This window comes from Vibrio lentus, from assembly GCF_030409755.1.
Classification (GTDB): domain Bacteria; phylum Pseudomonadota; class Gammaproteobacteria; order Enterobacterales; family Vibrionaceae; genus Vibrio; species Vibrio lentus.
On sequence record NZ_JAUFQE010000001.1, the window covers coordinates 299,645 to 314,940 of the forward strand.

Below are 15,296 nucleotides of genomic sequence, written 5' to 3' on the forward strand. Positions count from 1 at the left end.
GTTATCAGTCGTGAATATGAGTCACAACTATCGAGCTCACTGCCACTAAATAATTGTAATTTCATTGTTTTTACGTCTACCTTATTAAGCATAAGGATGTATAAAAACAAGGAATGTTATGTCTGCATGGTTGTGCTCACTAGTGAACGGATTGAAACACCAGCGAGTTGCAGTATTATCCGCAATGTTGTCTTTACCTATGTTGTCGACATTCAGTGTCAATGTGTATGCGAATGAACAAGCTCCGACGACGACTGAAGCTTCACTTATTGATTCAGAAACTTCAGGTGCCAGCTCTCTCAAGGCTACGTATGTCGGTTCTGAAGCATGCGTTGACTGTCACAGCGAAGAAGTGGAAGCGTGGCAAGGCTCTCATCATGATATGGCGATGAAACACGCGACTGATGAGTCCATTTTGGGCGACTTCAACGATCAAACCGTGACTCATAAAGGAAAGCCCAACCGTTTTTTTCGCAAGGGAGAAGAGTTTTGGGTCAACATCGAAGGGCCGGATGGCCAATTCAAAGATTACAAAATCAGCTATACCTTCGCCTTTGAACCTCTGCAACAGTACATGGTTGAGTTTGAAGACGGACGCGTACAGTTGATTCCTTTCGCTTGGGATTCTCGCACCGAGGACGAAGGCGGCCAACGCTGGTTTCACCTTTACCCTGATACCACCAACACCGATGAGTTTTACTGGACCAACAGTGGCCAGAACTGGAACTTCATGTGTGCCGATTGCCATTCAACAAACCTAGAAAAGAACTACGACAGCGCAAGCAATACTTACAACACCACTTGGTCCGAGATTAATGTTGGTTGTGAGGCGTGTCATGGCCCTGCGAGTGAGCACGTTGAGCAGGCCCAGCTAGCAAAAGCTCAATTGACCAAAGATCAGTCAGCAAAAGCCAGCGGCGGGAAGGACGTTCAAATTTCGGCGCATTATGGTTTCGACCGTGATTTGTCGAAGTCGGTAAAAGAGTGGATCTACCAAGAGGGCAACTCCACCCTACAACCAAAAGACATCATTCACACCAATCAAGTACAGACTTGTGCTCAGTGCCACAGTCGACGCACTCAGTTAAATGAAACGGGAGACCACGTTAACGGGTCATTCTTTGATAAATATCGCCTAAGCTTGATAACCCCTGAGCTTTATCACAACGATGGTCAAATCTACGATGAAGACTACGTCTACGGCTCTTTCTTGCAATCGGTGATGGCAGAGAAAGGCGTTACTTGTACTAACTGTCACGATCCACATACTGCAGAACTGAAAATTGCAGAAGAAGCTGTGTGTAGTCAATGTCACATAGCCTCTGAATACACGCCTGAAAAGCACACATTCCATGAAGCGAATACTGAGGCTTCACAATGTACCACTTGTCACATGCCAGAAACGACGTACATGGAAGTTGACCCAAGGCGTGACCACAGCTGGCATATCCCACGCCCTGATATCAGCCAACATATTAAAACACCGAACGTCTGTACCAGTTGTCACGAAGATCAAACTGATCAGTGGGCTGATAAACAAATTGGTAAATGGTTCCCAGATTCTAAGTATCGCAACCAACAACATTTTGCTGTCGCCTTTTACGCGGATTCAATAGGGCACAGAGGAGCAGAAGATGCACTGGCGTATTCGGCTCAGGATTCAAGCTTAAGCAATATCATTCGAGCTTCGAGCTTAGCACGCTTGGGTGGAAACACGGGTAAGAACACGCTTATTTCATTGGCAAGAGCAGTGAAACACGACGATGAGATGATCCGTTTAGGCGTTGTGCAAGGTTCCTCAGGTTTTCCATTTACTGATCGTTGGCAGATTCTAGAGCCACTATTGGAAGATCCTGTATTGTCGATTCGCTCAGAAACCGCAGGAGCGCTTGTGCGTAACTGGGGAGAAATGAACCCTCTACAGAAAGATCAAATCAAACCTGCATTGCAAGAATACATTGAGATACAGCAATTTAATGCCGACAGAGGGTTTGGACGTACTAACCTAGGCAACGTTTACCGAGATTTAGGTCAGCACGACAAAGCGATTGAGTTTTATCTAGGCGCTATCGACATTGAGCCTTACTTCGAGAACAGCTATGCCAACTTAGCTGATTTGTATCGAGCGCAAGGTAACGAAGCAAAAGCGCTGTCGACATTGAAGCAAGGCATTCAAGCTCAGCCGAAATCGAGTGTATTACCATACAGCGCAGGATTATCTCTGCTTCGTGTGAAAGATTACGACCAAGCAACCGACTACCTTAAACAAGCCGCTGAAACTGCGCAAACCGACCCTCAATATTGGTATGTGTACGGATTGGCTTTGGAGAAGTCTGATGTGCTTGCGGCAAGTAAATCACTGCACAAGGCTTACCAATTTAGCCGTAACCCACAGCATCTGTATGCGCAGTGTGAAATCTTAGCGCGAAATTACCAACAACCCGGCGTACCCAAAGCGTTTGAACAATGTATTTTGTCATTGAGCAAAGTAGCGCCGCCGGAGGCAGTTAACCAGTTGAAAGCAATTGTCCAGTAGAGAGCAATTAGCAAGCCGTTAGTCAGTAAAAAGCACTTAGCAAGAAGAAAGCTTAACTGAAATAGAGCGCCAGAATTGACGTGGCTATGGCGCTTATAATTTATGGTGTTTATAACTAATAGTTATGGGGCTTGTGAGTAGGATGTACGCAGCCAGATTGAATAAAGGGAATACCTATGAACCATGCGCAACAAGCAATAAACCAACTGATTGAAGAGACAGAGAAAAGTGTTATCGGTCAGAGTCACGTCGTTCGTGCTCTGGTGATTGGGTTATTGACCAATGGCCATGTGCTTCTAGAAGGGCTTCCCGGTACAGCAAAAACTCGCTCGGTGAAGTCATTGGCGAATTTACTGAACACCAGTTTTGGTCGAATTCAGTTTACGCCAGATCTTCTGCCATCAGATGTGACGGGCACTGAAGTGTATCAAGAGCTTGATGGCAAGCCTCAGCTGCATTTCCAACCGGGTCCTATTTTCAATAGCATCGTTCTGGCCGATGAAGTAAACCGTGCGCCCGCAAAGGTACAAGCGGCACTGCTTGAAGCGATGGCGGAAGGGACGATAACTGTGGGTGGCCAAACTCACATCCTTCCAGATTTGTTCATGGTATTAGCGACTCAAAACCCGGTTGAACAAGAAGGTACGTATCCGCTGCCTGAGGCGCAAATGGACCGTTTCATTATGAAAGTGACGGTCGACTACCCAGAAGACGAAGCGGAGCGTGACATCATTCGATTGGTGCGCAGTGAAGAATTGGGCAGCGAGACGAGTTCAGAATTAGTCACACCACAGCATATTGAACCTGAATTGGTACTTGAAGCGCGTCGCCAACTTCCTGATATTACGGTTTCTGATTTAGTCGAAAACTACATTGTGGCTTTGGTTATGGCGACTCGTAAGCCAGAGCGTTACCCAGAATCAAACTTGTCTAAATGGATTGAGATTGGTTCCAGCCCACGTGCTTCCATCGCGTTGGATAAATGTGCTCGCGCTTATGCATGGCTTCAAGGACGTGACCATGTCACGTTAGACGATGTGCGAGCGATGCTACCTACCGTGTTAGGTCACCGATTCTCGTTGTCTTATGACGCATTGGCCGATGGTGTTGACCATCAAAGAGTGGTTGAAGAACTGCTTGATAATGTTGAGATCGGATAACAAGGGGGCGTCATGGCGAAGCCAACACAAGCTCCCAAACCGCAAGGCCTTGATCCACGTTTGTACTGTGATTATTCAAGGTTAGTGCGAATTCAGGCTCAAGCTGAGTCGTTTTCTCTGTTGCCTCATCTAAAGGCGGGCAGTGTATTGTCGGGCCGACATAATTCCCTGTTTCGTGGTCGTGGTTTGAATTTTGAGGAATTACGTCATTACCAACTGGGTGATGATATTCGTAACCTCGATTGGAAAGTTACGATGCGAACGGGCAAGCCTCATGTTCGTAGCTATACCGAAGAGAAAGACCGAAATGTAATGATCTGTGTCGATCAGCGCAGTTCGATGTTCTTTGCTTCTCAAAACACCATGAAATCGGTTGTTGCGGCCGAAGTCGCGGCATTGTGTGGATGGCGAGTCCTGAAAGATGGTGACCGTGTTGGCTTTGTTTTAGCTTCTCATCAAAAACTCTTCCACACCAAAGCACAGCGTTCACAGTCTGATTTACTGGCTCAGTTAAAGCACCTTACTAAAGCAAATCAAAGCTTAGACGTGAATGTGAGTGACAGCGAAGGCGTCGGGTTCAGTCAATGGATTGAACTGATAAAACGAATGAGATTAAAGCAGTCGACCTTAATCTTTATTAGCGATTGGCGCGACTGCCAAGAACAACATCTAGACCGACTAAAGCAGTTACAGCAACACAACGATATCTTGGCCATAATGGTCACCGACCCATTGGAACAATCATTACCTCAAGATCTCGCAAGCGCAAATTGGGTGGTGGGTGATGGTCGTTTTCAACTTAATCTCGATAGCCAATCTAAGGTTAACCTCGCAAGTGAAAGCCTTGCTCAAAAGGCTGCACTCCAGAAGCAGTCCCTTGCTAAATTAATGGCGATGAAAAACCTCCCTTATATCGAATTAGATACGTCTGGAACTCACATTTCTCAGCTTCAAAAGCTGGTGGGAGGGCGTTAGATGGCTGTTGAACATACGCCTCCAAGTACTTATATCCTTCGCGATCTGCACGATGTCGCCATTCCCGAGAGCGTGAGCTGGATGCCGCAAACTATTGGCTGGAAGATCCTTGGCGTCATTCTGTTATTGGTCGCTATCTATCTGGCTTATCGCTTGGCGCAGAGATGGTGGAATAACCGTTATCGTAAAGAAGCGCTTAAAGAGCTCATGGTATTGGATGCAAGAGACAAAAACTCAACCGAACGAACCTTCAAGGTACTGAAAGTGGTACTCCGTTACCTAGACAGCAGCAATGCAAAGTTGTTTGGCCAAGCTTATGTGAACCGTTTGAATGCTTATCTACCTGTCGGCGCTGACACGAGCAAAAACAGTAATGCTTTCTTTGCCGATGAAGTCTCGGAATTATGGATGCAGAGCCTAATTGACCCTAAAGTACGTTTGACCTTTGAACAGCGTTTAGAGGTGATTGAAACCGCGATGATGTGGCTAAAACTTCATAAACCAGATCTACAAGCGAAACCGGATGTACAAGCAAAACCAGAGGGGCAAGATAATGTTTGATAGTTTATCTGCCAGCTTTGAATTTGCACATCCACTGTGGTTCATCGCTCTACCTTTGCCTTTACTTGTTTATTTTGCCGTACCTGCTTATCGCACTAAACAAATGGCCATCAAGGTGCCTTTTTTCAGTGAGTTGGTTGAGGCGATTGGGGAAGCGCCGTCAGAAGGTGCAAGCCAGTTAACACCAAGCTGGTGGCAACGCACTACGCTGATCATTACCTGGGTATTAGTGATTTGCGCATTAGCGAAACCTACCATTCTTGGTGAGCCACAAGTTCGTGAACAATTAGGTCGTGACGTGATGGTTGTTGTTGATTTGTCTGGCTCAATGGCTGAACAAGATTTTACCTCTAAACAAGGGGATAAAATCTCTCGCTTAGATGCGACCAAAGAAGTGTTAGCCGATTTTGCGAAAACCAGAAAAGGGGACCGACTCGGTTTGATCTTGTTTGGTGATGCGGCGTTTGTACAAACACCGTTTACTGCTGATCAAGATGTCTGGCTTGAACTGCTTAATCAAACCGATGTCGCGATGGCAGGGCAAAGCACGCACTTAGGTGATGCAATTGGCTTGGCGATTAAGGTGTTTGAACAAAGCGAAAAGCAGAGTGCTGCCGTTCAAGATTCCAGTATTGATGCGAACGTGAAAGAGAAAGTTGTGATTGTGCTAACTGATGGCAATGACACAGGAAGCTTTGTTGAGCCTATCGATGCCGCCAAAGTCGCCAAGGCGAAAGGCGTTCGTATTCACGTTATCGCCATGGGCGATCCCCAAACCGTGGGAGAAGTGGCGTTGGATATGGAAACCATCAAACGTGTAGCGCAAGAATCCGGTGGTGAAGCCTTTGAAGCGCTCAACCGTGATGAACTGACCAAAGCCTACACTCAAATCGGTGAACTAGAGCCTCAGCTGTATGAGAGTACCACTTATCGTCCTAAACAGGGGTTACATCATTACTTGATGGCCATTGTTGTTGTGATGTATTTGACTGCGTTTAGCTTGGCGACAATCCGTAGAAGATCGCTTTTGGTTTCTTCAAAGAAAAATTTAAAAGGAGAGAACGATGCCTGATTCTCTCATGTTGCAACAGTTCTTTACTCAGTTTCACTTTATTCGACCATTGTGGTTATTGGCTTTTATTCCGATGTTCTTCTTGTTATGGGTTCGTTGGAGAGAAGAAACCAAACCAACGTGGAAAGATATTCTACCTGCACACTTACGTGATGCCTTGACGATTGGCGAAACAGGCTGGCGTAAGCAGCTGCCATTGAAGTTATTGGTGGTGATTGTAACTATCGCCATCATTATCTGTTCTGGCCCAACATGGCAGCGTGAGGCTTCGCCTTTTGGTGAAGACAAAGCGTCGATGTTGGTTGTGCTTGATAACAGCGAATCCATGCTGGCGAAAGACTTACCACCGAGTCGCTTGGAACGATCTAAGCAGAAAGTTAGAGATTTACTGGCAGCGCGCAAGGGCGGTAACACAGGTTTAGTTGTGTATGCGGGCAGTGCCCACGTTGCAATGCCTGTGACTCAAGACAGCAAGGTATTCGAACCGTTTCTTGCGGCTATCACACCTGACATCATGCCTGTATCAGGTAAGTCAGCAGAAGAAGCGCTGCCACTCATAAATCAGCAATTGTCTGGTGAGCTAGGTTCGTCAGTGTTGTTGGTATCGGATGGTGTAAACCCAAGTACCATCAGAGCGTTCGAGAGCTTCTTTAACGACAATCCGTATCAGTTGCTCATTCTAGCCGCAGGGAACAGTAATGTGGTGAGCGATAATCCTGTCGACCTAGATTCACTGCGTAACTTAGCGAGTAAGACGGGTGGACGACTGATCGAAGTGACCGTTGATGATTCGGATATCCAACAACTGAACAGAGCGGTTGAAAGAAACATGCAACTCAACGGTGAGTCTTCAATGCCTTGGAAAGACATGGGATACGGACTACTTATTCCAATGGCTATCATTATGTTGTTGTGGTTCAGAAAAGGGTGGTTGGTTCAGTGGTGTGTTGTTGGTTTGATGATCACAAGCAGCATCTATTCACCAGACACTTTGGCCAAAACGGTCAACTTAACCGCTGAGAAACCAGTTGTGGTGGAGTCGGTTACGGCTTGGGACAAAACAGCTCAATGGTGGTGGGACTTATGGTTAACGCCTGACCAGCAAGGTCAACGCTTGCTGAACCAGAAGGAATACCTTGAAGCAGCAAAACATTTTACTGACCCTATGCGAAAAGGTGCGGCTTACTACTATGCTCGTGATTTTAAGTTAGCTCACAGTGCGTTCTTGCAAACCAAAACTGATCTTGGTTTATACAATGCCGCAAGTGCGTTAGCCAGACAACGAGAATACCTTGCTGCGCGAGACCTTTTGAAGTCATTAAGCGAGAAAGAGGGTCTGTCACCAGAACTAAGAACGGATGTGGAGAACAATCTTGCTGTGCTTAGTGGCATTGTCGAAGAGGTTAATCGCACCAGTGAAAGCCAATCAGGCACAACAGATGGCCCTGAAGAATCTTTAGAACTCGAAGACGACCAGCCGCGTACGGGTGATGGTGCAGAAGAAGAAACGGTCGCGGAATTGATGCTCAAGGAAACGCTTAATGCGAATGAGATTTTGGGCAGCCAAGAGCTTGCCGACAAGTGGTTGAAGCGCGTAGAAGCCGACCCTAAGTTCTTCTTGAAATCCAAATTCCAAATTCAGTTAAGAGATCCTGCGCCTTCGATCGAGCAGATGCCAAAACAAGAACAGACGCCAAAACAGGAGCAAACACAATGAGTCGATATGATTTAGCTCTTGAAGTGGTTCAAACAAAGGTAGGGCGTTCAGAGTCCATTAAACTTACCAAAACCTTGCTTGTGTCGATGGTTCTATTGATTAGCACCGTTTTCCCTACTCTTGTTTCTGCGGCTGATATCTATGATCTGCAGAAGAGTGGTGATGTAGAACTGATCGCTTGGGTTGGAGAAAAACCGAAGTCAGGCGATAAGATAATGCCAACGAAAGTCAGCGTTAATGAGCAAGTGATTCTGAATATTGAGGTGGCGACCCCTCGCTGGCTAACGGGTGGTACGCGAATTGGCAGCATCGAAATCCCCAATGTAATCGCAAAGCAGCGCAACCAACTTGCGACGAACTACACTGAACGAGTCGGTGGTACTACGTGGTCACGCCAGCGTTGGGAAGTGACGCTTTATCCGATGACCTCGGGTGAATTTGTGATTCCTACTGTGCCTGTTCGTATCCAAGTGTCAGCACCTGATGGCTCAAACGTAGGTGGTACGCTTTATACGCAGCCGATTAAGTTTGAAGCCTCATTACCGTCTGGTTTGTTAAGTGATGAATCGCCTTGGTTTTCTGCGACAGACGTGGATGTTGAGCAGCAATGGCAACGTTCGAGCGAGGACTTAAAAGTGGGTGATGCGGTTACTCGAACCGTGACGATCAAAGCGAAAGACAGTTTGTCGGTGTTACTTCCCAATGTGTTGACCAATGAATCGACTCAGCAATATCAAGCTTACCCTCAGCCCAACCGTTTCGATGACACACAAGAACGTGGTGACTACCGTTCCGGTAGAATTGAAGAGACGGTTTATGTGATTCAGCAAGGTGGTGAATTTACCTTACCGGAGTTCACATTCCAGTGGTGGGACAGCAAAAATCAGCGTCTTGAGAGCGTGGTAATAAAAGGCGAAGTGTTTGAAGCAAAACACACATTCCAATCCTTCATCAAAGCTTACAGGTCGGTCTTTATAAGCGTTGGTTTGGCAGTGGTGTTATGTGGCATGTTATTCGTTGCGGCGAAGCGCTATTACAAAAACCGACCAACACCAAGCTGGTTGGTATTGCGTCGTTTACTTAAGCAAAATAATTGGCCTGCATTGAGAACCTTTATCTATCGTCAATTGCGCAGAGAAAACGCTCAATTAGAATTGGGTAAAGCGAGCGGACAAAAGCGTTGGCTAGAAGATAGTGAAGCGCTTCAGCAAGGGCGTGAAGATAGAAACGTATTTTCTCGTTTATGGAAAGGCTTACGTAACTTACCCAGCGACGAATCAAACTCAAGTAACTCTCGTTCGATTTTTGACCGATTGAGAATCCCTAAAGCTTTGCCAGACTTAAAAGATAAAACCTAGTTTTATGCGAAGGTTAAACGAGTTGTTCGATGAGAAATATAGCCGTTTGATATATAAAGTGCTGCGAAGTGATGGGAAGCGTTTTATTGAAATACCGATAAAAATTCTGGGTTTATCGGGGCATTCTGCACAAACTGAAGCAATTCACATCGAACATAATCGGCAGTTTCTCTACTATAGGGAAACTGCTTCTTTAATATGGAACTGTATGAAAAGCACCGAACTCAATTTAATTCCTATATTTGTTGCTATCTATGAAGAGCAGAACTTGTCTAGGGCTGCTAATCGCATGGATATAAGCCAACCTGCTGTGAGCAAAGCGCTTGCACGGTTGCGAGATATCTATGACGAACCACTGTTTCACCGAACCACATCAGGTGTAGAGCCGACCACTTTTGCTATTGATATTTACCCTGCAATGGCTGCTGCGCTTAAGAACTTTACTTCTACCTTATCGGCTTCAAGAGACTTTGACCCAAAAACATCAAATCGTATTTTCTCTATCGCCTGCGTTTCCGCGGCAAGCTACGAAATGGTGCCAAGAGTCATGCAGTTGATTAGCCAAGTGGCGCCGAACATCGCGTTAGAAGTCCATCCTCTGTTTACAGAAGATTATGAATCGGACTTGAGGCTACAAAGACACGATGTGATCATTGATATGACGCCAAGAGGAAGAACCACGCTCAAGCACGAGGTGGTTTCTACAGAGGAGCTAGTGGTGGTGTGCCGTTCAGATCACCCCGTAATTAGCGATACTATCAATATGGAGCAATTTCTTACTCTCGATCACGTCGTGGTGTCACGCTGGCATGCACGTAAAAGCTTATTAAGCTCTGAACACTTTAGTGATTTGGAAAAGCGAAGAGTTGTGTATCGAGCTGCTGGTGTTGTCGAGATGCTCCCTGTGATTGAGGGATCTGATGCTATTGGCATGCTTCCTATGTCATCGGTGCGATGTTTTGCTGAAAAGTACAATGTCAGAACTCTGCCTTTGCCCTTTGATTTGGAAGACCTCGATATGTGTATGATTTGGCACCCAAGCCGCACTAACGAACCAAGCCATAAGTGGTTACGCGCTAAGATCAAAGCAGCGGCAAAGGACACATCGACTAAGCCTTAGAAGGACTCCGTGATGACCGCACTCGCGCGATTCTACGTAGAAAGAAAACCAATATCCCAGAATTAAGGCAAGCGGTCTTTGCGGCGAGGGATAGGGATATCGACCTACAAGTGAGAGTCACTTGGGAATCGTCGGATATGTTTCGTTTAGTCAATGAAAGTAACGTTTGTTATTATTCTAATGACACCGTGGATGATTTTTCTACCGCAACACGAATCCCCAACAATATGAAGCCGATTTTAGTGTGTATCATTGACGTATTATATTGTTTAATTTGTTGGATTTCTTCATTAAGACTCCAATTTAAAATAAGTTAAATCTTTAAATAGAGATGCACTATTAATAAATAATGGGTTAATTAGTTTTGGATGTATAAATATCTGGTGAGATTGTATGGATGTGTCATACGTGAACATTACGATACTTAGCGATGTGTTTAAATGGGCTAATCTAGCGATGAAATATAAGTATAATAAAAATTAGCGCAATGTTTCGGTTGTATTGTAGAAAGCTTTAAACGTTGCTTTAAATCTAGTGGACCTTTAATAGTACGAAGGCGTTACGGCTTTTTGTGCTCTGCGTGAAAATAAGATGAATGTAGAATGATTTTCCTATTTGATATAGGAAAGCGCTAGTTACTGATACATCACTGATACACCTGACCTCAATGATATGAGTAATATTTCTTAATGCCACCGTAGGTGGCTTGTTAAATTTTAATTTATCGAGGTTATTATGTTTAATCGTCAACTCATATCTGCGATAGCTATGGTAGTTGGTTTATCTGGATGTGGCAGTGATAGTGATACTGCTGTTTCCACGCCCCTTGTTCTTTTCGACGGCTTTGTTACCGTAGTCCCTGAGCAAAATTCGTTCGTCAATTTGCGTCCTTTTGTATTGGCAGGCGCATCAGCTGAACTTGAACTCACAGATATTTCACTTGTGAGTGGTAGTGATTCAGGTTGTAGTGATTCACCGGTCGTTTCTGAGCTAGGGGTATTAGGTTTTGAAACAACACTCAATGGCAGTGCGCTTTGTAAATATAGTTACTCAGTTGTTAGCGCTTCATTAGGGAGTAAGGAAGTTGTCGAGAAAACAGCGTCAATAAATGTTTTTGCTACAACATCAGAAAATCCAGTATTGAAGCCAATCTCTGTCGCGTTGGAGCTTACTGAACCAACTTCTAAGAAAACTGTTTATATCGACAAAGCATTAGAAGCCGCTGGTGATACATGGCCAAGTGGTTATACGTTGTCTGATAATGTAACGTTATTTGGTGAAGGTGTTTTATCGTCCGATGCAACAACGCGAACAATTACGTTCACTCCTACTAAAATCGGTTCAAATCGTATTGTTTACAGGCTTGTCGATGGCGAAGGTTCTGCTCATAAGTATGGAACGATAGAGATCTCTGTGCTTGATAGTGATAATAATGCGCCGATTGCAAGTAATGACGGTGAATGGAAAGATGAAGTTAAACTCAATACTCTGACCGACATTGATATTGCAGAATTCGTAAAATCGCCGGATGGAGAAGCTCTTCATTTAATAGATGTAAATGCACTTTCTGCGGACGTGAAAATAAAAGCAACTGAATCTTCAAGCAATACAATATTTACGTTTATGAGTAATGTGTCTGGAGAGCACTATGTAAGCTACGTGGTGGGTGATAACAATGGCCTATTTGATACGGGAATTGTCAAGGTTATAGTTGAAGAACGTGATATAAAAGCTACTTGGGTTGATGATTTAGCCGGCGGCTTGATCTTTACCGCACCGTTAACTAAATCTGAATCAGATACTCTTGGCGCTGGCGCTACGGCGGGCTTTTTTGATGGAGTCAATACACCGGCGGTATTGATTTCAAGTTGGACGTTTGATGAAGCGAAATCTTATTGTCATTCTCCAATGAGTATTCCTACTATGGAGGAATTAGATACGTTGAAACTGAGCAGTATAAGGAATGAGGTCGCTAAATGGCCGAAAGATTTAGCGTACTGGACAAAGGATGGTGGTATGTACAATTTAAGTTCAGACGTCGTCGTTACTCGTCACGCTACTCCGTTGTCAGACTCTGGAACTCGAGGTTACGTAACATGTGCTAACTCAGTCGGGTCTCTTGAAGTTTCGACTAGTGATCCTAAAGAGGTGCTCGCTGATGGCGAGGACACAGGTGTCATTGAAGCGCGTATTATAAATCGAGAAGGGGAACCATATCCTGGAATTGAGGTACAAGTCACAAGTATCAGCGGTGAAGGAGTTGTTACTCCAGATACAGAGGAGGTTACAGACGAAAACGGCATTGTGAAGTTTTTTGTAACTTCTTTAGAAGTAGGGATTCAGCAGTTTGTTATACGTGTAGAAGATGCAGGTGTTGAAAAAATTGCCGATATTACGTTTAGAAAAAAAGTTACCGACATTAGCTTTTCAACTTCAATAAAATATTTGCTAGTTAATGATAGTAAGAAGCTATCGGCAACGGAAGTATATGAAGATAGTACTACATCGCCTTTAATAAATGGTCATTGGACATTAACGAGCGAGATTGGTGGTAGCGCCTCTGAGTTTTCCTTGACTCAAAACGGAACTTTTTTTAGTGGTGTGGCTGGTTATTTCGGAGTGACTGTCGAAAAGGATGGTGTTAACAGTAGTGAGTTGCCGGTTCGTGTGTGCGTAACAACGGCAGGAGAATGTCTCGATGTTGTAGATGTCAATGATACTGGGAAGCTATATACAAGCACCCCGTCAGTCCCTTGGTTAGATAGTGTTGACTTAAGCGATTTAGCGGACGGCAAGGAGGTTCCAAGGGGGGGGGAGCCTGATAAAATTTGGTACGGACCTGAGGATAGTGAATACTACATTTTTGATTGGACATCTGCATTTAGTCTTTGTATTGCCTATAACGACATAGCGTTAGAAGGGCGAACGAATTGGCGTCTACCGTATTTAGATGAGTTAAGAGTTGAATTATTGAACGGTGAAGTAAAGCGTGACATGTATGACAGCCGCACTTGGCCGACTTGGTCCCAATATTGGACTTCAACTTTTGTAGCGGATGCAAGTGACGGAAAGAGTCAGTATTCTGTTATTGCCACCGATGGAGATCAGAAGGTATCGCCGGCAGTAAAATGGAACAAATTATACGTATCCTGCACTTCAGACCCTATATAACATATTAAATTAAGTAACGTTTAAATTACTCAGTGCCAGATTGAAATCTGGCATTTTTATATTTATTTCGTCAGTTTTTATTCTGCTAAACAATTATTTCTCTCTAGCGTTTAATGTTAAGTTTATTGTTTCTATCCTTAGCTCCTGATACATCCCTGATACATCCCTGATACATCCCTGATACATCCCTGGTGTCGTGATGTCTTATAATAGTTCTTGTACTTAATACGAGGGCTTTTATATTATGTTTTATTTCCACGAATATTTAATAGAAATACAATACCAACCAAAGTTTTCATCTATTTCGGGGTGCATTTCTAGCGTGGAAGTATTATCACGTTGCTTTGATTGTAATGGTTTATCTGTTCCTGTTGAACAGTATATAAATAGCTTGAAATGTAAGGGTTTAATTAATCAGTTTACTATTCATTTATTGTCAAAAACTATTGATGAACTTTCATTAAATGGTTGTTCGAACGTAGACTTCTCAATAAATTTATTTCAAGAACAGTTAAATGATATGGAGTTTATCGCTGAATTTATAATGTTTGTTTCTGAACATAAAGGAAAAGTTACCGTTGAATTATCAGAAAAGGATAGCAATAAAAATAAGAAAAAAGCGTTGTCAATTCTAAATTCAGCAGGTGTAGATGTGTCATTAGATGATTTCGGTATAGAAAATTCAACTTTTGAAGAGTTGTTATCATTCGAATATCAAGAAGTTAAAATTGATAAGAGTATGCTGACTAACGAAGAAAGACCAATAGCTGAAAAGTTGGTTAGTGCACTGGCTAGGTACTGTCATCGGCATGGTTTACGTAGTGTAGCAGAAGGAATTGATAGCCAAGAAAAATTAAAATTTGTTCTCAACGCAGGTATAGATGAGTTACAAGGTTTTTTCCTTAGTAAACCATTAGCGATTGAACAGTTAGAACTCAATCAACCGTTTGATATAAATATTTGTGAAATGGAATATTAGTTTCGAGAATTGGAAAATAAAAATGTTTGTTAATTGGTATATTTATGCTTAATAAGTCAGAGGTTTCGTTTGTTTTGTTTATTATAAGTCTTCTCATGTCTTGTTGCTTTATTTTGGTTGTTCATATTGTTGAACTTATAATATAGATGTTAATTGTACTTTAGCCTCAGAACTGCTCAGTGTTCTTATAGGATGTGCACAGTACTAGGAATGTTAGGTTGATGATTGCAAATTATATGTTACTTTTAATGTGTCGCCGTAATGGCGTTGTAGTGTGGATCTGGTTAGTTGGGGTATGGTTTGGTAATTCAAGACGGTGCAATTAGTCGAGAGGCTGAGTTTTTTTTCTTTACAAATGTTATATGTAATGGGGATAAAGTAGTGGCTTTGGGTTTTCTTGAGGTCTTAGTGCAATCAACTGGTGCTACGTTAGTTATTCCAAACACTGAGTACGAAAGGTTCGCAAATGAGTTACATAATTTAGCCGGTAGTTGTGGCTTGATGGGGTTTACTTATTGGAGTAAAGAACTCTCACAGTTCGAACATAGTGTTACTGACGTTGTTAGCTGTGTAGAAATTAAAACTAAAGTGACACTGATGCTGAAAAGTATGGCGTTGTTGATTGATTCGAATAATGAGTCTTAGCC

General features: G+C 43.5%; 11 protein-coding genes and 1 pseudogene. All 12 read left to right on the forward strand.

The annotated features are described in order from the left end of the window. Positions 1-118: 118 nt before the first annotated feature. The gene (locus QWZ07_RS01330; protein ID WP_192852554.1) at positions 119-2,536 is read left to right on the forward strand and encodes a tetratricopeptide repeat protein; all 2,418 of its coding nucleotides are present in this window, start codon (positions 119-121) and stop codon (positions 2,534-2,536) included. A 176-nt stretch (positions 2,537-2,712) separates the two neighbouring features. Further along, positions 2,713-3,696 carry an AAA family ATPase gene (locus tag QWZ07_RS01335; protein ID WP_192852555.1) on the forward strand — a complete coding sequence of 328 codons (984 nt, stop codon included), beginning with the start codon at positions 2,713-2,715 and terminating at the stop codon, positions 3,694-3,696. Between the two features lie 12 nt (positions 3,697-3,708). Continuing rightward, positions 3,709-4,671, forward strand: a complete 963-nt coding sequence (locus QWZ07_RS01340; RefSeq protein WP_192852556.1) for a DUF58 domain-containing protein — start codon at positions 3,709-3,711, stop codon at positions 4,669-4,671. After that, complete coding sequence (locus QWZ07_RS01345; RefSeq protein ID WP_192852557.1) at positions 4,672-5,232, forward strand: DUF4381 domain-containing protein; 561 nt, start codon at positions 4,672-4,674, stop codon at positions 5,230-5,232. Next, positions 5,225-6,304, forward strand: a complete 1,080-nt coding sequence (locus QWZ07_RS01350; RefSeq protein ID WP_192852558.1) for a vWA domain-containing protein — start codon at positions 5,225-5,227, stop codon at positions 6,302-6,304. The genes QWZ07_RS01345 and QWZ07_RS01350 overlap by 8 nt, the downstream gene beginning before the upstream one ends. Continuing rightward, the gene (locus tag QWZ07_RS01355) at positions 6,297-8,021 is read left to right on the forward strand and encodes a vWA domain-containing protein (protein WP_192852559.1); all 1,725 of its coding nucleotides are present in this window, start codon (positions 6,297-6,299) and stop codon (positions 8,019-8,021) included. Before QWZ07_RS01350 ends, QWZ07_RS01355 begins: the two co-directional genes overlap by 8 nt. Further along, the gene (locus tag QWZ07_RS01360) at positions 8,018-9,379 is read left to right on the forward strand and encodes a BatD family protein (protein WP_192852560.1); all 1,362 of its coding nucleotides are present in this window, start codon (positions 8,018-8,020) and stop codon (positions 9,377-9,379) included. Before QWZ07_RS01355 ends, QWZ07_RS01360 begins: the two co-directional genes overlap by 4 nt. A 208-nt stretch (positions 9,380-9,587) precedes the next feature. After that, the gene (locus tag QWZ07_RS01365) at positions 9,588-10,499 is read left to right on the forward strand and encodes a LysR family transcriptional regulator (protein ID WP_065112921.1); all 912 of its coding nucleotides are present in this window, start codon (positions 9,588-9,590) and stop codon (positions 10,497-10,499) included. A 29-nt stretch (positions 10,500-10,528) separates the two neighbouring features. After that, positions 10,529-10,660, forward strand: a pseudogene (locus tag QWZ07_RS26375) (YegS/Rv2252/BmrU family lipid kinase); the annotation flags it as partial. A 574-nt stretch (positions 10,661-11,234) separates the two neighbouring features. Next, the gene (locus QWZ07_RS01370; protein WP_192852561.1) at positions 11,235-13,670 is read left to right on the forward strand and encodes an Ig-like domain-containing protein; all 2,436 of its coding nucleotides are present in this window, start codon (positions 11,235-11,237) and stop codon (positions 13,668-13,670) included. Positions 13,671-13,914: 244 nt separating this feature from the next. Continuing rightward, complete coding sequence (locus QWZ07_RS01375) at positions 13,915-14,649, forward strand: EAL domain-containing protein (protein WP_192852562.1); 735 nt, start codon at positions 13,915-13,917, stop codon at positions 14,647-14,649. A gap of 300 nt (positions 14,650-14,949) precedes the next feature. Further along, positions 14,950-15,294 (forward strand): hypothetical protein, encoded by a 345-nt coding sequence (locus tag QWZ07_RS01380; protein WP_192852563.1) that lies wholly within the window; start codon positions 14,950-14,952, stop codon positions 15,292-15,294. Positions 15,295-15,296: the final 2 nt, after the last annotated feature.